This is a genomic window from Streptomyces sp. NPDC088097 (assembly GCF_044741845.1).
In the GTDB taxonomy this organism is placed as follows: Bacteria; Actinomycetota; Actinomycetes; order Streptomycetales; family Streptomycetaceae; genus Streptomyces.
Genome location: NZ_JBIUTJ010000002.1, coordinates 390,205 through 412,642 on the forward strand (window position 1 = coordinate 390,205; position 22,438 = coordinate 412,642).

The 22,438-nt window shown below is 75.1% G+C and carries 19 protein-coding genes; 14 read left to right on the forward strand and 5 right to left on the reverse strand.

Features of this window, described 5'->3' with window-relative positions; translation table 11 throughout:
* Window positions 1-164 precede the first annotated feature (164 nt).
* From ACIOD1_RS07685 to ACIOD1_RS07700, 4 genes are all read left to right on the forward strand, one after another.
* On the forward strand, window positions 165-575 hold the full coding sequence (locus ACIOD1_RS07685; RefSeq protein WP_365617358.1) for a Fur family transcriptional regulator: 411 nt from the start codon (window positions 165-167) through the stop codon (window positions 573-575).
* Window positions 576-758: 183 nt separating this feature from the next.
* Window positions 759-1,730 carry an SMP-30/gluconolactonase/LRE family protein gene (locus ACIOD1_RS07690; RefSeq protein ID WP_401900888.1) on the forward strand — a complete coding sequence of 324 codons (972 nt, stop codon included), beginning with the start codon at window positions 759-761 and terminating at the stop codon, window positions 1,728-1,730.
* Between the two features lie 138 nt (window positions 1,731-1,868).
* Window positions 1,869-2,240, forward strand: a complete 372-nt coding sequence (locus tag ACIOD1_RS07695; protein ID WP_365617355.1) for a PRC-barrel domain containing protein — start codon at window positions 1,869-1,871, stop codon at window positions 2,238-2,240.
* A 126-nt stretch (window positions 2,241-2,366) separates the two neighbouring features.
* On the forward strand, window positions 2,367-2,522 hold the full coding sequence (locus ACIOD1_RS07700) for a DUF6131 family protein (protein WP_365617353.1): 156 nt from the start codon (window positions 2,367-2,369) through the stop codon (window positions 2,520-2,522).
* A gap of 154 nt (window positions 2,523-2,676) precedes the next feature.
* Here ACIOD1_RS07700 and ACIOD1_RS07705 read toward each other — a convergent pair whose 3' ends face one another.
* Window positions 2,677-4,218: an aldehyde dehydrogenase family protein gene (locus ACIOD1_RS07705; protein WP_365617352.1), complete on the reverse strand. Its 1,542-nt coding sequence runs from the start codon at window positions 4,216-4,218 to the stop codon at window positions 2,677-2,679.
* A gap of 578 nt (window positions 4,219-4,796) precedes the next feature.
* On the opposite strand from ACIOD1_RS07705, the gene ACIOD1_RS07710 reads away from it, so the two are divergent.
* The 8 genes from ACIOD1_RS07710 to alc all read left to right on the forward strand — a co-directional run bounded on the left by ACIOD1_RS07710 (window position 4,797) and on the right by alc (window position 16,311).
* Window positions 4,797-4,982 (forward strand): thiazolylpeptide-type bacteriocin, encoded by a 186-nt coding sequence (locus ACIOD1_RS07710; protein ID WP_365617351.1) that lies wholly within the window; start codon window positions 4,797-4,799, stop codon window positions 4,980-4,982.
* Between the two features lie 114 nt (window positions 4,983-5,096).
* Window positions 5,097-5,282 (forward strand): thiazolylpeptide-type bacteriocin, encoded by a 186-nt coding sequence (locus ACIOD1_RS07715; RefSeq protein ID WP_365617349.1) that lies wholly within the window; start codon window positions 5,097-5,099, stop codon window positions 5,280-5,282.
* A gap of 100 nt (window positions 5,283-5,382) precedes the next feature.
* Window positions 5,383-8,118, forward strand: coding sequence for a lantibiotic dehydratase (locus ACIOD1_RS07720; protein WP_365617347.1), 2,736 nt, complete (start codon window positions 5,383-5,385; stop codon window positions 8,116-8,118).
* Between the two features lie 109 nt (window positions 8,119-8,227).
* On the forward strand, window positions 8,228-9,508 hold the full coding sequence (locus ACIOD1_RS07725; RefSeq protein ID WP_401900892.1) for a lantibiotic dehydratase C-terminal domain-containing protein: 1,281 nt from the start codon (window positions 8,228-8,230) through the stop codon (window positions 9,506-9,508).
* Window positions 9,505-11,307, forward strand: coding sequence for a hypothetical protein (locus ACIOD1_RS07730; protein WP_401900894.1), 1,803 nt, complete (start codon window positions 9,505-9,507; stop codon window positions 11,305-11,307). The genes ACIOD1_RS07725 and ACIOD1_RS07730 overlap by 4 nt, the downstream gene beginning before the upstream one ends.
* Window positions 11,304-13,322, forward strand: coding sequence for a TOMM precursor leader peptide-binding protein (locus tag ACIOD1_RS07735; RefSeq protein WP_401900895.1), 2,019 nt, complete (start codon window positions 11,304-11,306; stop codon window positions 13,320-13,322). The genes ACIOD1_RS07730 and ACIOD1_RS07735 overlap by 4 nt, the downstream gene beginning before the upstream one ends.
* Before the next feature lie 17 nt (window positions 13,323-13,339).
* Window positions 13,340-15,061 (forward strand): thiopeptide-type bacteriocin biosynthesis protein, encoded by a 1,722-nt coding sequence (locus ACIOD1_RS07740; protein ID WP_365617340.1) that lies wholly within the window; start codon window positions 13,340-13,342, stop codon window positions 15,059-15,061.
* Between the two features lie 104 nt (window positions 15,062-15,165).
* Complete coding sequence (gene alc / locus ACIOD1_RS07745) at window positions 15,166-16,311, forward strand: allantoicase (protein ID WP_365617338.1); 1,146 nt, start codon at window positions 15,166-15,168, stop codon at window positions 16,309-16,311.
* 65 nt (window positions 16,312-16,376) lie between these two features.
* On the opposite strand, the gene ACIOD1_RS07750 is transcribed toward alc, so the two are convergent.
* Window positions 16,377-18,554: an MMPL family transporter gene (locus ACIOD1_RS07750; protein WP_401900897.1), complete on the reverse strand. Its 2,178-nt coding sequence runs from the start codon at window positions 18,552-18,554 to the stop codon at window positions 16,377-16,379.
* Between the two features lie 139 nt (window positions 18,555-18,693).
* Between ACIOD1_RS07750 and ACIOD1_RS07755 the strand changes: the two genes are divergently transcribed.
* Both ACIOD1_RS07755 and ACIOD1_RS07760 read left to right on the forward strand, forming a co-directional pair.
* Entirely contained in the window at window positions 18,694-19,329 is a 636-nt protein-coding gene (locus ACIOD1_RS07755) for a TetR/AcrR family transcriptional regulator (protein ID WP_401900899.1), read from the forward strand.
* On the forward strand, window positions 19,326-20,069 hold the full coding sequence (locus ACIOD1_RS07760) for an LmeA family phospholipid-binding protein (RefSeq protein WP_365617332.1): 744 nt from the start codon (window positions 19,326-19,328) through the stop codon (window positions 20,067-20,069). Before ACIOD1_RS07755 ends, ACIOD1_RS07760 begins: the two co-directional genes overlap by 4 nt.
* Window positions 20,070-20,441: 372 nt before the next feature.
* On the opposite strand, the gene ACIOD1_RS07765 is transcribed toward ACIOD1_RS07760, so the two are convergent.
* The 3 genes from ACIOD1_RS07765 to ACIOD1_RS07775 all read right to left on the reverse strand — a co-directional run bounded on the left by ACIOD1_RS07765 (window position 20,442) and on the right by ACIOD1_RS07775 (window position 22,338).
* Window positions 20,442-20,981: a DoxX family membrane protein gene (locus tag ACIOD1_RS07765; RefSeq protein WP_365617330.1), complete on the reverse strand. Its 540-nt coding sequence runs from the start codon at window positions 20,979-20,981 to the stop codon at window positions 20,442-20,444.
* A 157-nt stretch (window positions 20,982-21,138) separates the two neighbouring features.
* Window positions 21,139-21,783: a lysophospholipid acyltransferase family protein gene (locus tag ACIOD1_RS07770; protein WP_365617328.1), complete on the reverse strand. Its 645-nt coding sequence runs from the start codon at window positions 21,781-21,783 to the stop codon at window positions 21,139-21,141.
* A 120-nt stretch (window positions 21,784-21,903) separates the two neighbouring features.
* Window positions 21,904-22,338 (reverse strand): VOC family protein, encoded by a 435-nt coding sequence (locus ACIOD1_RS07775; protein ID WP_365617326.1) that lies wholly within the window; start codon window positions 22,336-22,338, stop codon window positions 21,904-21,906.
* Between the last annotated feature and the right edge of the window lie 100 nt (window positions 22,339-22,438).

A 22,438-nucleotide genomic window follows, 5' to 3' on the forward strand; every position in this document is an offset into this window, starting at 1 on the left:
CCTCGTGCCGTTCTGGAGTCATCCTGTCGCTTGGCTATCTACGAAACCGATCCTACGATGGACCGAATCCAAGTCAAGAAGAACACCAAACCACTACCTCCTCGGATTCCGGACGTTCATCTGCAATCTTCGGTGTCCGACCGCTCGCGAATGGGTGACCCGACATGAGTGACCTGCTGGAACGATTGAGGGGGCGCGGCTGGAGGCTGACCTCCCAGCGGCGGGTCGTCGCGGAGGTCCTGGACGGCGACCACGTCCACCTCACGGCCGACGAGGTGCACGCCCTGGCGGTGCGGCGGTTGCCCGAGATCTCGCGGGCCACCGTCTACAACGCCTTGGGGGAACTGGTCTCCCTCGGTGAGATCGCCGAGGTCGCCACCGACGGCCGGGCCAAACGGTACGACCCCAACGCGCACCACCCCCACCAGCACCTGGTGTGCGTCCGGTGCGGACTGATCCGGGACGTCCATCCCACGGGGGACCCGATGGGCGGTCTTTCGACGGAGGACCGATTCGGTTTCACACTGTCCGGGGTCGAGGTCACCTATCGCGGACTGTGTCCGGCCTGCGCCTGAACGCAATTCCGGTGGCCGAATATGTTGGCCGGTCCTCGCGGGTATTTCCGGCCGGCGTATTTCCAGCCGCTCGGACCCGGCGGGATCGGTCCGGGAGTACGACCGCGCCCTGTTCAACGGGCTGCCCCGTGCCGATACTTCGCCTGGGCGCACCGGCCCGACGCCGTGTCACGGGGGGAAACGATGAGGCCGACCGACCTGCTCCGCCCCGCCCGGCGCGTTCCGCGTCGCGCCCTGGTGGCGGTGGCCGCCCTGGCCGTGGCCGCGGGGCTGCTCGTCGCCGCCCCCGCACCCGCGCGGGCGGCGCCCCCCTGCGGCGCCGGCCGCGCGGCGCCCCCGCCGGTGCGGGTGGCGCAACTGCCCGACTGGGCCGAGTCGATCGCCGTCGACCGGCGGGGCCGGATGTTCGCCACCGGCTACTTCGGCGGACGCGTCTACCGCATCGACGCCCCGGGCAGCGCCCCCGTGGCCCTCACCGGTGACATCGGCGCCAACGGCGGGATCGTCGTCCGTGCCGACGGCCGGCTCCTCGTCGGCACCGGCAACGACCTCGCGCACTCCCTCACCGGGGACCTCTTCCCCGTGTCGCGCCTCCTGGACGTGGACCCGGAGTCGGGCGCCGTCGCCACCTACGCCTCCGGGCTCGGCGGCATCGACGGCGTGGCCCTCGCGCCCGACGGGACCGTCTACACCACCACCCTCGGCGGCCGGAACATCGGCCGCGTCACCCCGGACGGCCGGGTCGACCCCGCCTGGGCGCGCGTGCCGCAGCCCAACGGGATCGCCGTCTCACCGGACGGCTCCGAGGTGTACGTCGTGCAGACCACCGTCGCCCCCGGGCTGTACCGGATCCCCGTCGCCGACCCGGCGCACCCGCGGCTCTGGATCCCCGCCCCGCTCCTCGACGCGTTGGCCCTCCCCGACGGACTCGCCCTCGACGGCGCGGGCCGCCCGCTGATCGCCACCCACGCCTCAGGGCAGCTCTGGCGGGCCGAGGGCGGGCGGCTGTGCGCGGTGGAATCGGGCCTCCACCTGTCGACCCAGTTCACCTACGGAAGGGGGGAGCGCGGGTTCGCGGCGGGCCGCCTCTACCGGGCGGGCGTCGACGGCGCCATCCGGGAGGTCCCGGCCGGCGCCGAACCCCCGTCGAACTGACCCCCCGCGAGGGGTCCGGTCGGCAGGCATGGAGTGGAGCGACGCGGGCAAGAGCGCTGCGGGGTCGCCCGCCGAGGGCGGCGTCCGGAGCATCCGTGAGGAAGCACCACCTCTTGCCAACAGAGGAGTTCGACGCACATGACCGAGCAGATGTGGAGTTACGCTCCGGGATCGGGACACCTGGACGGGATCGATCCGACCGGCTTCAAGGTCGAGGCGACCGACGGTGCCATCGGCAAGGTCGACAAGCACTCGTACGAGATGGGCGACGCCTACCTGGTCGTCGACACCGGTATGTGGATCTTCGGCAAGGAGGTCCTGCTGCCGGCGGGCACGGTGACCCGTGTCGATCACGAGGAGCGGAAGATCTACGTGTCTCGCACCAGGGAGCAGATCAAGCAGGCGCCGGAATTCGTCCGGGACGTCCACCTCGACGACCGGCGCTACCGCGAGGAGATCGGCGTCTACTACGGCTTCGTCGGCCCCTTCGGCGGCGGCTTCCGAGGCTGAGCGGACCGGGCGACCGGCCGCCGGATCCCGGATGTAATGGGGATCATATTTGCGGGTATAAGTCCTTTGCTTCAGTGCAGCGGATCCATCGTTCCGCCGCATTCCTCCACGGGAACGAGGAGCGCCATGCTCATCCTCGGAGTCATTCTCCTGATCATCGGCTGGCTCACCGGAATCTCCATCCTCTGGACCATCGGCATCATCTTGCTCGTCGTGGGCGCGATCCTGTGGATCCTGGGCTCCGTCGGGCACGCGGTCGGCGGCAGACGACACTATTGGTAGCAAGCGACTACTGGTGGCTCGCGCGGGCCTGCCCGCCGGGTGCCTGCCGCAGTCGTAGGTGCCTGCCCCCGCCTCCGGGCGGGGGCAGCCCGCGTTCCGGGCCCTCTGCGTCGCCCGTCGCGCGTCGCCCGTCGGATCAGGGCGGGAGCAGTGGTCAGGGCAGGAGCTGGTAGTCCGGGAAGTTGCCCGGCAGGCGCTCGTCGGGCCGCCCCCGCGTCACGGCCCGCACCAGCAGCTCCCCACCGACGAACGCGCCGCGCCAGGACGCGCCGAGCCCGCCGAACAGCTCCTCCCGGTCCCCTCGGGAGCGGGGCTTGCCGTGGCCGAGCTTGAAGGCGCGGATCTGCGGGGCGAGACGGTCGAAGGTGCCCGGGTCGTCGGTGGACAGGGTCGCCACCAGCGCCCCGTTGGACGCGTTCATCGCCGCCAGCAGCTCCGCCTCGGTGTCCACGAGCACGACGGTGTCCACCGGGCCGAACGGCTCCGCGTGGTAGAGCGGTGAGGACGCGGGCGGGCTGAGCAGCGTGACCGGCGCCAGGTACGCGCCCGTGTCCTGACCCGGCAGGAACCGGGCCGGGTCCAGGACTCCCCGGAACAGGGGCACCGCGCCGTGTGCGACCGCCTCGGAGGTCTGCTCCGCCAGCTCGCGGGCCTTGGCAGCGTTGATCAGCGGGCCGAAGTCCAGGTCGGGCAGGGGGTCGTCGGGGTGCGCGACCGCGAGCGGATGACCGGTGCGGACGGCCCGTACGGCCGGGAGATAGGCGCTCAGGAAGGCGTCGAAGGCCGAGCGCTGGACGACGAACCGGGGGTAGGCCGTACAGCGTTGCTTGCCGTAGTCGAAGAGCTTGGGGATGGCCGCCCCCAGCGCGTCCCAGTCGGTGTGTTCCCACACCCCCCACGTGTTGAGGCCCTCCTGCTCCAGGATGTGCCGCTTGCCGAGGTCGGCGACCTCGGTCGCGATCCGCGCGCCCGTATAGCGGCCCCCCACGAAGGACACGCAGCCGATCTCCGGTGAGCGCACGAGGGCCTGCGAGAGGTCCGCTCCGCCGCCGCTGACGAGGGTGACCGGGAGGCCCGCGCGCCGGACGAGCGCGCACGCGAGGGTGAGGCAGGCCAGGCCCCCGTCGGTGGGGGTCTTCGCGATGACCGCGTTGCCCGCCAGGACCTGGACGAGCATGGCGTGCACCAGCACGGACATGGGGTAGTTCCAACTGGCGATGTTGGAGACGGGCCCGTCCAGCGGCGAGCGGCCCTCCAGCATCGGCCCGATGTTCTCCACGTACCAGCGGACGCCCTCCACGGCGCGGTCCACGTCCGCCCGGGCCAGCCGCCACGGCTTGCCGATCTCCCACACCAGCAGCAGGGCCAACAGGTCCCGGTGCTCGTCGAGCGCGTCCAGCGCGGCGCCGACCCGGGCGCCCCGTTCGGCCGGTGGCACCTCGCGCCACGCGCGGTGCTGGTCGAGCGCCGCGCGCACGGCGGCGGTCGCGGTGTCGGAGTCCAGCCGGGGAGGCCCCGTGACGGCACTGCCGTCCACGGGGCTGGTCGCGGGCAGGGTGCGACCGCCGGGCTGCCAGGAGCCCGCCCACAGGTTGAGTGCGTGATCGTCGCGGAACGCCTCGGGCGCGACGGCGAGCGCGCGCTGCCAGGCGTCCGACCAGGCCGTGCCGGGCTTCAGGAGGAGGGGGGAAGTCATCGGTGCGGATCTCCGCTCGGGGCGGGTGGGAGTGCGTGCGGTACGACCGTACGGAGTCGGCGCGCCGAACCCCCGCCCGTGCGCGCGGGCGGCGCGTCGCCGGGGCGCGGTGCGCCGCCGGTGGCGGGGCGAGGAGGGGGCGAGGGGATGCGTGAATTCACCGGCAGGACATTTTCCGGACCCTTCGAGGCGGATTTCATCCCAACGAATTCAAGTGCGGGGCTGACCGAATGCTGACCCCTTGCTGACCGGCCGATGACCCGCGTCTGACTTTCTCTCGCAAATTGTTTTACGGCAGTATTTCGTCGGGTGGGGTCGCCGCCCTTCGCGTGCGCCCTGAGCTGCTGCGATGGGCTGCCCTGGAGTGACGGTGCAAGGGGGGTGCATCAGAGGATCCTTGCGGTCCCCGCGTACGGGTGGATAAAGTGCGGATCCGGGACGATCGAAAGATATCGCTTTCACCCTCCGGGGCGTCCCGACGGAGGCATCGCCCCGAATGCGGGTCATTCGGCATTCGGGTCCTGTCGTTTTCCGTCCGGTGCACATTCGGCTATCGCTTCCACTTCCGGGAGACACGCATGTCCGACGAAGCACGTACCTCCGCCTTCGACCTCGACGACCTGGCGCTCGACCTGGGCGACCTGACCGTCACCTCGATGCGGGACACCGCCGCCCTGCCCGAGGGCGGGGCGTCCTGGGGCTCCTGCTCCTGCCAGGGCTCCTCCTCCTGCGCCAAGCCGGCGCTGGAGACGGGCGGGTTCTAGGCCTGCGGGGCCCACGCCCCGTACGCCCGCCGGCTCCGCACGGGCCGTGCGCCCGCTTGCTCCGTACACCCCCTAGATCCGTACACCCCGTACGCCCCTCAAGAGGAGACACCCATGACCCGACCCGAAACCACCTCCGCCTTCGACCTCGACGACCTGGCGCTCGACCTGGGCGACCTGACCGTCACCTCGATGCGGGACACCGCCGCGCTGCCCGAGGGCGGGGCGTCCTGGGGCTCCTGCTCCTGCCAGGGCTCCTCCTCCTGCGCGCAGCCGACGACGGACCTTCCGACGCTGTAACGCCCTCACCCGTACGCCGCACACCGGCCCCTCCCGCCGCACCCCGCGTGCGGCGGGAGGGGCGCCGCGCCACCACCCACACGGACGGGGACGGACCGCCATGCCGCAGACGAGGCCGATGCCGCAGCCACCGGCGACTCCGCTGCCGCCCGGAGAGGGCGGCGACGGGTACCGGGTCCGCTCCGCGCCCTACGCGCTGGTCCGCGCCACCGTCCTCGCCCACCCGGCGCAGCGGCCGGCCCCCGCCGCGTTCCGCTCCCTGCTCGCGCGCCTGCACGGGATCAACGCCGAGCTGGCCCGCGCCACCGACCCCCTCTGCGACGAGCTGCACGACAGCCGCGAGGGGCACCCGGCCGCCTTCCACCGCGAGGTCGTCCTCCCGCTGCGCCGCGCCCTGCACAACGGGCGCGAACCCCGCCCCGCGCTCCTCACCCGACTCGGCGACCTGCCCGCCCGCGCGCCCCGGCTCGCCGGCTGGCTGGACCTGCGCGAGCGCCGGGCCGCGCTCCTCCCCCTGATCGAGGCGCTCGTCGAGCCGGCCCTCACCGCCGAACGAGCCGCCCTGTCCGCCCTGTGCCGCGAACCGGCCCTCGCCAAGGCCGTCGCCCTGACCAGCGCCGACCTGCTGCGCGGTGTGGAACGCGCGGGCTCGGGCCCGTCCGACCGCAAGGCGCGCAAGGAGGAACCCACCGTCCTGCGCTACGCCCTGCGGGCCAGCACCAAGACCAGCCCGCTGTCCTGGTTCACCGCCGTCGGCTGGGGCGTCCTGCCCGAGGGGTCGACCCGCGCCGACGCCGTCTGGGGCGCCCCGCCGCTCTTCCCGACGCCGCCGCGCGCCGTGGTCAAGGTCAACCGCACCCTGACGGCCGCCCTCACCCTCGCCCTCCTGGACGCCCCGCACCGGCGCGCCGCCCTCCCGCACCGCATCACCAGCACCGCCCGGATCGAGGGCGCGCGGGCCGCGTACGTCCGGGAACGCGCCGCCTTCGCGGGGGGCCGCTATCTCGTCCCGGAGGAGGACGAGGTCGAACTGGCCCTCGGTGGTCCCCTCTCCCTCGTCACCCGGTACGCCGAGGACCCGCTCCCGCTGGTCGAGTTGGCCGCGCTGCTGAACGAGGCCCGGGGCGCGGCGACTCGCGACGGCGCCGGCCGGGACGCGGCCGCCGGGTTCCTCGACCGACTCGTGGACAACGGCCTCCTGGTACCCCGCGAACCCGTACCGGCCCAGGCCGGCGACCCCCTGGGCGCCCTCGCCGCCTGGCTGCGCACCGTCGGCCCTGGCGGGCCTGTCGGCTCTGTCGGCTCTGAGGACCCCGATCGCCCCGCCGATCACGACGCGGCCCGCGCCGACCGGATCGCCGCGCTCGGGCGGGCCACCGCCGCCTTCGCGGACGCGCCCGCCGCGCGGCGCCCCGCGCTGCTCGCCGGGCTCTCGCAGCGCTGGTCCGAGGAACTGGCCGCCGCCGGGCGCCCCGTACCGGCCGTGTCCGCGCCCCTGTCGGTGCTCTCCGAGGACGTCGTCGCCCCCGAGCCGTTGTCGCTCGACGGGTTCCTCGGCCCCGCCGACCACGAGGCGCTCGGCGAGGCCACGGCGCTGGCCGAGCTCCACGACCTCGGCCACCTCGTACGCCGCGTCGTCCGCGACCGCTTCGTCGAGCGCTACGGTCCCGGCGGGACCTGCCCGCGCCCGTGGGAGTTCGGAGCCGAGGTCACCGAGGCCTGGGAGAGCGCGGGCCGCCTCGACTTCCGCGACCCCGCCGCGCTGCCGACCGCAGTCGCGCGGTGGGCCGCCCTGCGGGCCGACGTCGCCGAGGCCGTACGGGAGGCCGGCGCCGGGGAGGGTGCCGACCGGGACGAGATCGTCCTGCCGCCCGACCTCGTACGGACCCTCGGGGACCGGCTGCCGGACTGGTCCGTCGAACGCCCCCTCAGCTATGCCTACTTCCTCCAGCGCGACCCCGACCGGGGCCTGCTCTGCGTGAACCACGTGTACGGCGGCTGGGGCCGCTTCACCAGCCGCTTCCTGGACTCACTGGACCCCCGCGCGGCCGCCGCCGTGTCCCGGCAGGTCCGCTCCGGCCTCGCCCCCGGCGCGCGGGCCGCGCAGATCCGCCCTGTCGGCGGGTTCAACGCCAACCTCCACCCCCTCCTCGTACCGGACGAGATCGGCCCCGACCGCACCCGGACCTCCCTCTCCGAGAGCGACCTCGACCTCGTCCACGACGAGGGCTCCGACCAGGTGCGCTTCCGGGTGCGCGAGAGCGGCGAACTCCTCGACGTGCTCTACCCGGGCTTCCTCGCCCCCGTCCTGTTGCCCCGCCGCATCGGCGCCCACCTGTGCGACCAGCCCCACGGGGCCGTCGACCTCCGGCCGCTCACCCCCCACCGCCACCTCCCCGCGCCCGGCGGCCGGGTGGCCCTCACGCCCCGGCTGCGCCACCGCCACGTGGTGCTCCGCCGCCGCCGCTGGACGCTGCCTCCCGCGGTGGTGCGGGAGCTGCGGGCCGACCTCCTCGCGGGTGGCCCCGTACCGGCGCGGGCCGCGGCCCGATGGCGGGTCCTGCTGGACCTGCCCGAGCAGGTGTTCCTGCACCCCGCCGCGTCCGCGCCCGCGGGACGGCCCGCCGAGGACTTCCTCCACGCCCTCGGCCGGCCCAAGCCGCAGTTCGTGGACCTCGGCAACGCGCTCCACCTTCGCTGCCTCGCCAAGTGGCTCTCCCGGCACGCCGACGGCGCGGTCCTGGAGGAGGCGCTGCCCGCACCCGGCGGCCTGGACTCCCCGACCCACGCGGTCGAGCTGGTCCTGGAGGTCTACCGGGCCGGCCGCCACCGGTGACCGCCCGGCTCCCGCACCCCGAGACACCGCACTCCGAGACACCACACCCACGACACCGCACCCCGAGACACCACACCGCAGCACGAAGAGACGGACGGAGGCAGAGGCCGTGACAGCACCGCACGCGCACGACGTCGGAGCCCGGGAGACAGCGGGGGTGGCAGGGGCGGTGGCGGCGGACGGGGACGCCCGCGACGCCGGAGCCCTGGACGTCATCGCCTACTACCGGGACCCCGTCAAGGCCCCCCTGCTGCGCGGGATCATGCTTCCGCTCGCCGCCGCCGGCGCCGCCGCCGGAGTGGCCGCCCACCTCGAACGGCACTGGCTGCACGGCCCGCACCTGCGGCTGCGCCTCCAAGGGCCGCCCGAGCGGGTGCACGACGTCGCCGAGTCCGCCGCGACCCGGATCCGGGACTGGCTGCGCGCCCACCCCTCGCGCGACGACCTCACCGCATCCCAACTGCTGGAGCGGGCCGCCGAGGCCGGCCGCGCCGAACTCGTCCCCCCGCCCTACGGGCCGATCGCCCCGGACAACAGCGTCCGCGTCGAGCCCGTCGACCGCGGCTCCCTGCGCGAACTGCTCGGGGAGAGCGGCGCGGTCCTGCGCGAGGACCTCCTGCGCGCCGGGCTCGACGCCCTGCGGGCCGGGGCCGACTTCCTCGGGGAGCGTGGAGACGGCGCGCCCGCCCGGCTGCGCCTCGCGGTGACCGCCCTCGCCGCGCACGCCGCCGCCCACCCGGGCGGCCTCGCGGGCGGCCACTACTCGTACGTCTCCCACCTGGAGGACTTCCTCGTCCACGAGGACCCGGACGGCAGGCTGCGCGCCGCCTTCGACCGCCAGTGGGAGCGCTCCGGCGACGCGACGACCGCCCTCGTCGGACGGATCGCCGAGGGCGGCGCGCGGGACGGGGAGCGGGCCTGGGCGGCCTACTCGGCGCGGGCCTGGCGCCTGACCCGGTCCCGGCACGAGGCGGGCGCGGACCTCCACGGGCAACCCGCCGCGTACCGGGACCGGGCGGCCGCCACCGGGGACCCGGCGGCCACCGCCCGCTGGGATCCCGAACTGCGCACCCGCTACAGCGAGTTCCACCGCCTGCTGAGCCGCTCCGACCCGCGCGGGACCATGTGGAGCCGCCCCGACTACCTGATCCACCGGGCCTGCACCAACGCCCTCTACCGACTCCTCGCGCTCTGCGACGTCCGCCCGCTGGAGCGGTACGCGGCCGCCCACCTGGTCATCCGTACGGTGCCGGCACTGACCGGATGCGACTGGCGCACGGAGGTCCGCGCGGCGGCCGACGCGGCGGACGCGGCGCAGGCGGCGGGCGGCACGACGGGCAGCGACGCCGGCAGCGCGGCGGGCGTCACGGCGGGGGAGCGGTCGGCATGAGCGGACGGAGGCTGCGTCCGGGCGTCGCCGTGACCCCCCTGCGCGAAGGGCTGCACCTGCGCGGCCGGCGCGGCAACCTCACCCTGGAGGGCAGTGCCGCCCTGCCCGCGCTGTGGCGGTCGCTGGAGGGGCCGCTCCGCGAGGGCCGGCTCGAAGAACTCCTGGACGGCGTCGATCCGGCCTCGCCCCTGCGCGGAGCCCTCGACACGCTCCTCGGCCAACTGGAGGCGCACGACTTGCTCTTGCCCGGAGGACCGGACGTGGGACCGGGGACCGCCCCCGGGGCCGGCCCCGTGACGGAGTGGACCGGGGCGGAGTCCGTGACGGAGTGGACCGGGGCCGACATCGGGCCGGCCGCCACCGCGGCGGACGCCCGCGCCGCCGCCGGGGCCCTCGTCGCGGGGCGGGCCGAGGTGCTGGCCGCGAGCCCGGACGACCCCCTCGCGCGGGCCGCCGGACGGGCGTTGGAGCGGGGCGGGCTGAGCGTCACGTACACCCCCGACCCGACCCTGCCGGCACACCGGGTGCTGCTCCACGCCCGCACCGGGACCTCGGAGCGGGGGATCGCCTTGGGATTCCGGGGCGCGAGCGGCTACGCCACCGCCCCGGGCGGCGCCGCCCAGGTCCGCGCCGACGCCCGGGCCCTGGAAGCGCGGCTGACGGGGGACCGGGGCGCAGCCTCCGGCGAAGAAGCGACCGAGGACGAAGTGGCCTCCGAACCGCCGGAGTTCACCGGATCCCGGGCCTCCGTCGCCCTCCTGGCCGGGGCCGCCGCGCACCGGCTGCTGTGCGCGGTGGCCGCGCTGCCCGACCCGGCCTTCGAAGGGGGCGCCGGGCCGCTGCCGCCCGGGCTCCCCGCCGTGCTCCTCGCGGACGCCCGTCCGCCCCGCGCCGCCTACCACACCTGGCTCGGGCCCCGGCGGCACGACCCCGACCGGCGCACCGCCCTGGACCCCGCCGACACCCTGGACTCCGCCCTGCGCCGAGTGGCCGCCCTCGGGGACGAACGCTGCGGGCCTCTCCCGCTCCCGCTCCCCGGGGAACTGCGCCAGCTCCCGGTCCCGCTCGCCGGCTGCGTCCTCCCGGGGCCCGGCGGGACGGTCGGCACGCTGACCGGCGGGGCGCCGCGGCTGGACCTGGCGCGCCTGGAGGTGTTCTGCCGCGCGGCCGAACTCCTGCTGGGCGGAGCGCGGTTCACCGTCGGAGCCGATCCCGGACACGCCCGGGGCCGAGCCCTGCGCCGGGCCGCCGCCCACCGGCCCGACCTCCTCGACGGCCGGTCTCCCGTACCCGCCGAGCGGTGGTCCGGGCACCCGCAGGCCCGTCACTGGTGGGCGACGCTGACCGTACGCCTCGATGTGCCCGCCCACCTGGAGGTCACCCGGTCCCCCGGGGCGGAGGTCTACCGGGCCGTCGTGCGCCGCACCGGCCCGGCCGCTCCCGCCGGACCCGGAGCCCTGCCGCTCGGTGAGGCCGTCGAGGCGACCCCGGCCGATGCCGCCGCCTTCGCCTGCCTCGCCGCCGTGGCGGCCGTCCGCGCCGCCCCGGACCGTCCCGTCCGCCCCTCCGGCGGCGCCGCCGCACGGCTGGCCACGGCCGGTGCCCGGACGGCCCCCTGGGAGGGGCTCGGGGGGACCGGGCGCTGGTTGGCGGACCTGGCGGGCCGCGAGGAGCCCTTCCAGGACGCGCTGCTCCGGCTGACGGGGCTCACCCACCTCCCCGCCCCGCGCGGTGAACTCGCCGACCTGCTCACCGCGTTCGGGTTCACCGTCCTCTACGCCCCCGAGGAGCCGAGATGACCACCGCCCCCGCCAGGTCCGGCCCGCCCGGACTCCTCGACGCCCTGGCGGCGTTCCCGGTGTCGCCCCCCGCGACGCCCGTCCCGCTGCTCGACACCGCCGCCGCGACCGCCACCACCGCCGGCCCCGCCGTGGTGCTCATGACCCGGTGGACCCTGGGCCTCGCCGAGGAACTGAGCCGGCACGCCCTGAGCCACCCCGTGGCCCTGGTCCCCGTACGCCTCGACGGACCCCTCGCCGTGATCGGGCCCGTACTGCGCCCCGGTGCGGCGGCCTGCCTGTGCTGCACCGAGTACCAGCGGCTGGCCACGGCGGGCGGCCGGGTGCCCTGGCGGAGCCCGGAACTCGCGCTCGGCGGCGTGCTCTCCCCGGCGCTCACCGAGTCCCTCGGCGCCCTCGCCCTCGACCTCCTGGAGGAGGACCGGGACCCCCGACCCCCGGCCCGATCCACATCCGAAGCCGAGGCCGAGGCCGAGGCCGAGGCCGAAGCCGAGCCCGTCGCGCCGCCCACGGCCACCGTCCACCTCGTGCACCAGGGCCGTGGTACCTGGACCACCCACCGCGTCCGCCCCGTCGGCGGCTGCGAGGTCTGCTCCCCGCTGCCGCCGGACTCCGCGTCCGCCCCGTCCCCCTTGCCCTCCGCGCCCCGCCCGCTCCCCGACCCGTACGTATTGCGGCAGCCCAACTCCCATACGAGTAACACGGGTTTGCGTGACGCCCTGCACGACGAACGCTTCGGCCCGGTCCGTCGACTGCTGCGCTCGGAGGACTCGGCGTTCTGCCTGACCACCGCCTTCGTCACGGACGGACGGCTCGTCGACGACGGCGGCTACGGCCGCGCCCACGACTTCCCCGACAGCGAGCGGATCGCCCTGTTCGAGGGCGCCGAGCGCCACGCGAGCATGCGCCCCACCGGCCGCCGCACCGACCTGACCGCCTCCTACGCCGAACTCGGCCCCGACCGGGCGCTGGACCCCGCGCGGCTGGGCCTCCCCGACCCCGCCCACCAGGGACATCCGGCCTCCCCGACCGTCCCCTACACCCCCGACCTGCGGTTGGACTGGGTGCGGGCCTGGTCGCTCACCCGACGGCGGGAGACCGCCGTCCCCGAGCACGCCGCCTACTGGGACGTGCCCGGACCGGGCCGCCCCCGCGTGGTCTACGAGTCCTCGAACGGCTGTGGACTCGGCAACAGCCCCGAAGAGGCCGCCCTGTACGGCCTGTTCGAGATCGCGGAACGCGACGCCTTCCTGATGGCCTGGTACGCGGCCACCCCCCTGCGCCGGCTGGAGGCACCGACCGACGACCCCGACACCGCGCTCCTCGTCGACCGTGCGACCCTCGCCGGATACCGGCTCGAACTCCGCGACGCGACGAACGACTTCGGCATCCCGGCGGTCATCGCCGTCTGTCGGTACGAGGGTGCCCACCCGGACGCGCCCCGGATGTTCCTGGCGGCCGGAGCCCACCACGACCCGCGCGCGGCGATCCGCTCCGCCGTCGCCGAGGTCGTCACCAACGTCCTGGACGCGCCCCACCGTTCGCTCGCCGAGGGCCGCCCGCGCGATCCGCTCCGGCTGCGCCCCCTGCTCGACCGGCCCGACCTGGTGGAGACCCTCGACGACCACGTCGGCCTCAACACCCTCCCCGAGGCAGCCCCGCGCCTGGAGTTCCTCTACGCCGACACCCCTATCGTCCCGCTCGCGCGGGCGTTTCCCGGTGCGCCCGCACCCGTCGAGGACCTCTCCGACCTCCTCGCCCGCACCGTGGAGCGGCTCGCCCGAGCGGGTCTGGAGGTGATCGCCGTGGACCAGAGCGAGCCGGGTGTGCGCGCCCGACTGGGCCTGCACTGCGTGAAGGTGATCGTCCCCGGCTCGCTCCCGATGACGTTCGGGCACGTCAATCGCCGCACCGACGGGCTGCCCCGGCTGCTGGAGGTCCCCCACCGGCTCGGGCGCACGGACCGTCCCCTGCGTCACGCCGACCTGGCGCTCCACCCGCACCCCTTCCCCTGACGCCCCGAGGACCCCACATGACCACGCGACAGCAGGCGACCACCACGACCGCGCCGGAGACCGACACCTGGCAGGGCCGGCACCTCTTCCTGCACTCCACCACCGAGGACACCGACGCCTTCCTGACCGGCGTCGTCACCCCCCTCCTCGACGGCCTGGTCGCCGCCGGCGAGGCCTCCTCGTGGTTCTTCATCCGCTACGCCGAAGGCGGCCCGCACCTGCGCCTGCGCGTGCGGGGCCTCGGCGCGGACGCCGCCGCCCGGCTATCCGGGCAGCTCGCCGGGGCCGCCGCCGCCGTGCCCGCCGTGCCCGGGCCCTGGCCCTCGCGGCACGGGGAGGTCCGCGCGGTGGCGTACGCGCCCGAGACCGACCGGTACGGGGGCCCGCGCGCCCTGCCGCTCGCCGAGGAGGTCTTCGCCGACTCCACCCGGGCCGCCCTCGGAGCCCTGGGCGAGCCGGCCCTGTCCACCGTCGGGCCCGGGCGGGCCGCCGCCCGGCTGATGCTCGGCGTCGACCTCGCCCACGCCACGACGGACGCCCTCGGCCTCGACCGGCTCACGGCGGCCCGCCGACTGCGCGGCCACGCGTCGGGTTGGCGCTGGGTCACCGAGGTGGAACTCCTGCCCGGCGCGTCCGTGCACAGCCGGGTCAACTCCGTCTACGCCGCCCAGCGCGCGGGCCTCGCCCGACGCGCTCGGACCGTACGGGAACGGCTCGCGGAGGGCAACGCCCAACCGTGGATCACCCGTTGGGCGGAGCAGGTCCGTGCGGCCGAGGCCCGGCTGCGCGCCCCGGACGGCCCCGACCTCTCCGAGGCGGAGTCGGCCCGCGTGTGGGGCTCACAGCTGCACATGCTCTTCAACCGGCTCGGGATCACCCCCGACGAGGAGCGGGCCGTGTGCCGACTGGCCGCCCGGACCCTGTTGGAGACGCCGGACGCGCCCGGCTTCTTCCCCGCGGGGCACACGGCGGCCGACGTCCAGTACCTGGAGCGGAGCAAGTTCCAGATCGGCCGGGGCCAGGACACGGCCCTGCGCCTCCTGCCGCCGGAGCCCGCGCCCGCCGCCACCGGACGGCCCGAACGCGCGTCACGCGTAGGCGAGTTCGGCCCCGAACTCCCGCTGCCCGCCCCACCGCTCCCGGACATCCCTTTGGCCACCGTCCTGGCGGAGCGTTCCTCGCTGCGCGGCCCGCTCACCGGCCCCCTGGACGCCGCCACCCTGGGCTCCCTGCTGTGGCACTCCCTCTCCCCGACCGGGGCCCACCGGCCCTACCCCAGCGCGGGCGCCCTCCACACGGCCCGGGTGCGCCTGCTCGTCCTCGACGTCGACGGGGTCCCGGCGGGCACGTACGCGTGCGAGCCCGAACGGCGCACCCTGCGGCCCATCGGCCCGGCCGCGCCGCTGTCGGCGGTCAAGGCGCTCTCCACGTACCTGTCCCGGCCCGCCGAGGACCCCGACGCCATCGGCATCGACGGGGCCCCGGTCGTGCTGGCCCTCTACGCGGACCTCGGGCTCCTGCGCCGCCGCTACGGCCTGCGCGCCCTGCGCCTGTCCCTGTTGGAGACCGGCCACATGGCGCAGACCCTCCTGCTGACCGCTTCCGCCCTCGGGCTGGGCGGCACCCCGCTGGGAGGCTTCCACGACGACCTGGCCCACGAACTGCTCGGCCTGGACGACCTGGCCCAACCCCTCCAGTACCTCGTCCCGCTCGGCCGCCGGACCGTTCGCACCGACTGAACAGTGTCGTCGAAAAACGTCGATGGACCCGGGGGGCACGGGCTGTGAGAGTCGAAGGGAGCCACCAACCACCCGTCCTCCCCAGGAAGAAGGGCCCTCCCGCCATGCAAACCTCCCTCCCCGCAACCGCCCTCGCAACCGTCCCCGCGGCCCTGCTCGACGACGCCTACGCGGCCCCGTACACCTCCGGCGACCCCTACGCCGACTACCGGCACGGCGACTTCCCCTTCACCCGGCTCGTCGACCTCGCCGACCGTCGGCTCGGCGGCGCGGTCATCGCCGCCAACGACGAGTTCTTCGCCGACCGCGAGAACCTCCTCTCCCGCACCCCCGCCGTCTTCGACGTCCACGCCTACGGCAACAAGGGCAAGGTGATGGACGGTTGGGAGACCCGCCGGCGACGCGGGGCCGACGCCGCCGACCCCTTCCCCGCCGACCCGGAACACGACTGGGCCCTCGTGCGCCTGGGCGCGGCCGGCATCGTCCGGGGGATCGTCGTGGACACCGCGCACTTCCGGGGCAACTTCCCCCGCCAGGTCAGCGTCCTGGCCGCCGTGTACGAGGGAACGCCCTCGGCCGACCGGCTGCGGCGCGAGAGCGCGGACTGGGAGGAGATCCTGCCCCGCACCCCCGTGCGCGGTCACGCCGCCAACGGCTTCGCCCTCACCTCCGAGCGCCGCTGGACCCACCTGAGGATCAACCAGCACCCCGACGGTGGCATCGCGCGGCTGCGGGTCCACGGCGAGGTGCTGCCCGACCCCGCCTGGTCGACCCTCCTCGGGTCCGTCGACGTCGCCTGCGTGAGCAACGGCGGAAGCGTGGAGGACGCCTCGGACGGCTTCTACTCCTCGCCGGCTAACACGATCATGCCGGGACTCTCCGCGAAGCAGGACGACGGCTGGGAGACCCGTCGCCGGCGCGACCGGGGCAACGACTGGATCGTCTACCGGCTGGCCGCCCAGAGCGAGATCCGGGCGGTCGAGGTGGACACGGCCAACCTCAAGGGGAACGCGGCCGGTTGGGTGGCGCTGTCGGTCAAGGACGGAGAGAACGGCGCGTGGCGCGAGGTGCTGCCCCGGACGCCGCTCCAGCCCGACGCCCTCCACCGCTTCCCCCTCCCCGCCCTCGCCACCGCCACCCACGCCCGGCTCGACGTCTACCCGGACGGCGGACTGGCCCGGCTGCGGCTGCACGGGGCGCCCACCCCGGCCGGCGCCGCGGAGCTGACCGCACGGCGCGCCCGCGCCTGACGCCGCCCGTACCCCGCCTTGCCGCGGCGACGTATCCCGCCCCCCGGCGCCACGTACCCCGGCCGTCAGACGTCGATCCTCGGCAGGATCCGGTCCAGCCACCGGGGGAGCCACCAGTTGGCGCGGCCCATGAGGAACATCAGTGACGGGACGAGCACCAGGCGCACCACGGTCGCGTCGAGGATGACACTGACGGCCAGGCCGAGGGCGAGCATCTTCACCACCACCGTGGGGGAGGCGGTGAACGACAGGAAGACGACCGTCATGATGAGCGCGGCGCTGGAGATCACCCTCCCGGTCAGGGACAGGCCCGTGCCGACGGCCCGCCGGTTGTCCCCCGAGGCGCGGTACTCCTCCGCGATCCGGGAGAGCAGGAAGATCTCGTAGTCCATGGAGAGGCCGAAGACGATCGCGAACATCATCATCGGCACGAAGGACTCGATCGGCACGGGTTCGCTCATCCCCAACAGAGCGCTTCCCCAGCCCCATTGGAAGACAGCCACCAAAATCCCGTAGGAGGCCGCCGTGGTGAGCAGGTTGAGCACGACGGCCTTGAGCGGGATCACCACGCTGCGGAACACCACCATCAGCAGCAGGAACGCGGCGACCAGCACGAGGGCGATGATCAGGGGCAGCCGTTCGGTGACGGTGTCACGGAATTCGAGCTGTCCGGCGGTGCTCCCGGTCAGGTGGCCGGTGGTCCCGCTGCCCTCCAAGGCTTCGGGCACGGCCCGGTCGGTGAGTCGTCGGAACAGGGCGTCGGTCCGCGCCGTCTGGGGGCCGGTCGTCGGGGTGACGGCCGTGATCAGCACCCTGCCGTCCGGGCTGGTGCGCGGCGGGTCGACCCGCGCGACCCCCTCCGTGGCGGACAGGCCCCGGGCGAGGTCGCGGGAGATCTCGTCGGCCGGTTTCCGCGCGCCGTCGAGGTCGACGACCAGGGTGAAGGGCCCGTTGGCACCCGGGCCGAAGCCGGGCCCCTCGGCCCGCGCGATCCAGTCGTAGGCCTGGCGCGTGGAACTGCCGGCGGGGTCGGCCCCGTCGTCGATGTGCCCCAGCCGCATCGAGAACAGCGGTACGGAACAGAGTGCGATCAGGGCCGCGCCGGCGGCGAAGAACCTCCACGGGCGTCGGGCCACCAGCCCCGCGTACCGGTGCCAGCCGTCGTGGTCGCCCGAGGACTCGGCGACCGGTCGGCGCACTCGCAGCCGGTCCGTGCGACGGCCCACCATGCCCATCGCCGCCGGTACGAGGGTCAGCGCGGAGGCGGCCGTGACCAGCACGGCGACGGTGGCCGCGAGCCCGATCCGGCCGATCATGCTCAGGCCGCAGGCGTAGAGACTGAGCAGCGCCACCGCCACGGTGACGGCGGCGACCAGGACCGCCTTGCCGCTGCTCGCGGTGGTGCGGCCGGCGGCCGTCAGCGGATCGTGCCCGTCGATCAGGTCCTGGCGGAAGCGGGTGATCAGGAAGAGCGCGTAGTCGATGCCCACCCCGAGGCCGATCATCGTCGCCAGGGTCGGTGCCGAGGTGGCGAAGGTGATCACGCCCGCCACGATCCCCACCACCCCCAGACCGACGGCCACGCTGATCAGCGCGGTCACCAGCGGCATCAGCGCCGCCGCGACCGATCCGAAGGCGAGCAGCAGCACGAGGAGGGCGACGGCCACGCCGACGGCTTCGGCGGTGACGTCGTTCGCGGGGGCGCGCACCACCTCGCGCAGGTCGCCGCCGTAGCCGATGTGGACGCCGGCCTCCCGGGCGGGCCCGGTCGCCCCGTCGAGGCGCTGGGCGTAGCCGTGTCCCAGGGACCGGAGGTCCTTGTCGAAGGAGACCGTGGTGACGGCGGTGGCGCCGTCGGTGCTGGTCAGCGGGGTGGAGACGGCCGAGACGTGGGGGAGGCGGCGCAACTCCTCCAGGGTCCGGTCCAGGGCCGGTCCCTCGTCGGAGACCCGGCCCGAGTCCACGTGGAAGACCACCTTGCCGGCCGGTGCGCCCGCCGCCGGGGCGGAGCGGTCCAGCAGTTCGGCGCCGGCGGCCGTCCGGCTGCCCGGGAGGCTGACCCCGTCGCTGTAGTCCGCGCCGGTCGTCTGCCGGCCCAGCAGGGTCCCCGCGAGGATCACCAGCCAGGCGGCGATCACCCACACGGGATGCCGGGCGCAGAAGGCTCCGGTGCGGTGCAGGAGGGAGGGCGCTCCGGGTGCGGCCGGGGGCTCCGGGGGAGCGGTGAGGCGGGGTGAGGACACGGTGAGGGGCTCCGTACTGCGGGAAAAGTGGCAGGACTGACACGATCGCTGCCATGAAACAAACCCCAGAAGTGGCAGGGCTGTCAATTGTCGGAGGTGTCAATTGACAGGGACCGGCGCGGTATCGGAGGGTGGCGCCATGGCAACCACACCCGACCCCCTCGACGCGGGCGCCCCGGGGCTGCGGGAACGCAAGAAGGAACAGACCCGGCAGAGCCTGCGCGACGCGGGCGCACGGCTCTTCGCCGTCCACGGGTTCATGGAGACGACGGTGGCCGACATCGCGGCCGCCGCGAACGTCTCCGAGCGCACCTTCTTCCGCTACTTCGACAGCAAGGAGTCCCTCCTGCTGCCGGACAGCCTGGAGCTGTACGCCCGGATAGAGTCCGCGTTCCTCGCGCGGCCCCCGCACGAGACCCCTCTCGAAGCCGCCTACGGGGCCATCCTGGAGGCGGTCGCCTACTTCGCCGGCAGCAGCCTGAGCGCCCTCGCGCACCCCTTCGAGGAGGTCCGCGACCAGGCGCGGGCCGGCCTCACCCGGCAGTTCGGCGAGTTCGAGGACCGCCTCGGCGAACTCGTCCTGCGCCGCCTGCCCGCCGATGCCCCCGACGCCGACCTCCAGGCCGCCGTCGTCTCCGGAGCCGCCCTGGCCACCGGTCGCGCGGTGCTGCGCACCCTGCGCGCACGCCGCAAGGCGGGTGTCACCGTGGAACCCGCGACGCTGCTCCCGCAGGCCTTCGACGTCCTCTCCCGGATCGGAACCACCAGCTCGTGAACAAGCGCCGCCGCATCGCCCTGATCGCCTCGACGTGCCTGGTCGCGGTGGCGGCCCTCGGGGTGACCGACACCGTCGTCGAAGGCAGGGCGGAGCGCCGCGTCGCCGACGCCGCCGGCTGCCGCCTCGACGCCGCCAAGGGGGTCCACGTCGACCTCACGGAGCCGCTGGCCGGCCTCAGGGCTCTGACCGGAAGCGTCGGCACCGTCCGCATCGAGGCCGACGGAGTGCGCCGCCAGGACATGGACCTCAAGGTCACCGCCGTCCTGCACGGGGTCTCCACCGACGGCAGCACCTCCGGCGGCGCCGCCACCGCCACCGCCCCCTACGACCAGCTCGCGGCCGGCCAGGCCGGCCGGGACCCGGGCCTGGCCGGCCTGAAGGCCGGTACCGACGGAGCCCACCTCACCCTCACCGGCAGTACGGGCGGGGCGGGCGGCGGCGGCCTGCCGGTCACCGTGACGGCCGACCTCACCACCACCTCGAACAGCGTCACGGTCACCCCCGCCACCCTCACCGTCCTCGGCCAACGGATTCCGGTGGGCAGCGTCACCTCCCTGCCCGGCGCCGCCCGCTTCGCCGACCGACTCGCGCCCCGCACCCTGCCCGTCACCGGACTCCCGGAGGGCGCCGAGATCACCGGCGCGCGCGCCACCGCCGACGGCCTCGCCGTGGACCTCTCCCTGCCGGCCGGACCGGCCCCCGACACCGGCGCCGGCAAGAGGTGCGCCGGGGCCTGAGCCCCCGAGCCCGAGCCGCCGGACCGCCATCAACCCGAACACCGTCCTCAAGGCCTACCGCGAGCTGGAACGCGAAGGGCTCGTCGAGGCGAAGCGGGGCCTGGGCACCGGCGGGCGCCTGCCGGAGTTCGCTTGCGCCGAGGCCGGCCAGGCGCTCAGCGGCTGCGGCGCCGCTCCGAACGTCACCGAACGGTACGCGGACTTCCACCCGAGCTCGCACTACTGGACGACGCAACTCATCGAATCCGGCATCGTCCTGGCCCTGACCGCGATCCTGCTCCACGCGGCCTTCCGGCTCCTGCGCGCCCGGCACGGCTGAGCCGTTCACCGCCCGGGGGCCTCACCTTCCGGGGGGCCTCACCGCCCGGGGCCTCACCGCTCAGCGGCCTCCTCGGCCGCCGCGGCCTGCGCCTGCGCCCTCGCCCGCTTGCCGACCACGGCCGCCGCGGCGAGGGCGCTGCCCGTGAAGGCCAGCGCGAGGGTCCACGGCCGGTCGAGGGCGTGGCCCGTGGCGTGGTCGAGGGAGTAGCGGCCCGGGCCCGCCAGACCGATGGCGGCAGCCGTGAACCCCAGGAAGGCCGGGTACTCGAAACCGCCCCCTTGGGCGAAGAACCCGGCCGGCGCGTGCACGGCCACGGCCCCCGCCATCGCCCCGGCCGCCGCCGCCCCGGCGGCGGGCGTCGCCAGGCCCAGCACCAGCAGCGCCCCGCCGCCCGCCTCGCCGAGGCCGGCGGCGAGGGCGCTCTGCCGTCCCGGGGTGAACCCCATGTGCTCCATCGCGGCGCCGGTCCCCTCCAGGCCCCCGCCGCCGAACCACCCGAACAGCTTCTGCGTCCCGTGCGCCATCAACACCGCCCCGGTCCCGGTGCGCAGGGCGAGCAGGGCGAGGTCGCGTCGGTTGATGCAGCTCATCGGAGTCTCCCGTGACGGCCGGACGTGCGCTGGTACGGACATCCGTATCCCGTCCGCCCCTCCGCGGCCGCCCGATCAGGCCGTGACTGCGCCGAACGGCCCTGCGCATCCACCGTGCTCCGCCCGCCGCGCCCTCCCGCCCGCTCCCGCCCGCTCCTCAGGCGGCGAGGCCGGCCACCGCCGTCCGCCAGGCAGAGGTCACCGCCCCGTGGGCCACCGTCGTGGCCTCGCAGACCCGCTCCGGCAGGAACAGGGGCGCGCCGACGTGGACGTGGAGGCGGGGCCGCCGGGCGGGCGCCGTGAGGAACCCGGCGATCTGCTTGGAGGTCGTCCCGGAACTGATGCGCCGGGCCCCCGCCTGACCGACGGGGCGGACCGGTGCGCCGGTGGCGCGGGCGAGGCGGGCCAGGCCGCTGCGGAACGGCAGGGGGGCCGCCTCGCCGGAATCCAGCCGTACGGGGATCGCGCCCTCGCCGTACATCAGCAGGCAGCGGCCCGCCGCGAGCGCCGCCGCGGCGGCGTCGAGGGCCTCGGCCGCGCGGGCGGTCCCCCGGTGCACCGGGATGTGCCCGCCGCGCGCCAGCGCGCCCCCGAGCACCGGCACCTTCCAGAGCCCGGCGGTGGCCATCACCACGGGGTCCACGCCGAGCCGGCGCAGCGCGGCGACCACGATGACCGGGTCGGCAAGGCTGGTGTGGTTGGCGACCAGGATGGTCCCGCCCTCGACGGGGCCGGCCGCGTCCGTCGTGACGGTCGTCCGACCGAACACCGGGGCCAGGGCGGCGGCGATACGGCTGATCATGGAACCCTCCAGGGTGCGCGGACTTCGTGCCCCCACAGTGGCGCCGCCCGCCCGCCCCGACATGAGTCGCCCTACTCAACCCGCTCTGGGTATCGGGAGCGGTGGGCCGCGTCGGCGGCCTCAGTCGAGGCAGAACTCGTTGCCCTCGACGTCCTGCATCACGAGGCACGACTCGTTCTCGTCATCGGCGAGCAAGAGCTGTACGCGTGAGGCTCCCAGGGGGAGGAGTCGCGCGCATTCGGCCTCAAGCGCGGCCAAGCGCTCCTCTCCGACGAGCCCGGTGCCGACCCGTATGTCCAGGTGCAGGCGGTTCTTGACGACCTTGCCCTCGGGAACGCGCTGGAAGTACATCCGCGGGCCCCCGTCCGGGTGGGGGATGACCGCGTACGCGGGGCCTTGGTCCTCGGGCGACTGCGCGCGATCGAAATCGGCCCAGGTGGCGAACCCCTCGGGCGCCGGCGGTACGACGTGTCCCAACGCCTCGCGCCAGAAACGTGCGACGCGCTCGGGATTCGCGCAGTCGAAGGTGATTTGGAACTGCTTGATCGACTCCATCGGCCCATCGTAGGGGCGGGCCCTTCCGTCGCCTCGGCGGCCCCACCCCGGCCGAGCCCCGCCGCCTCCGGGCATGACGGAGCCCCCACGTTCCGAACAC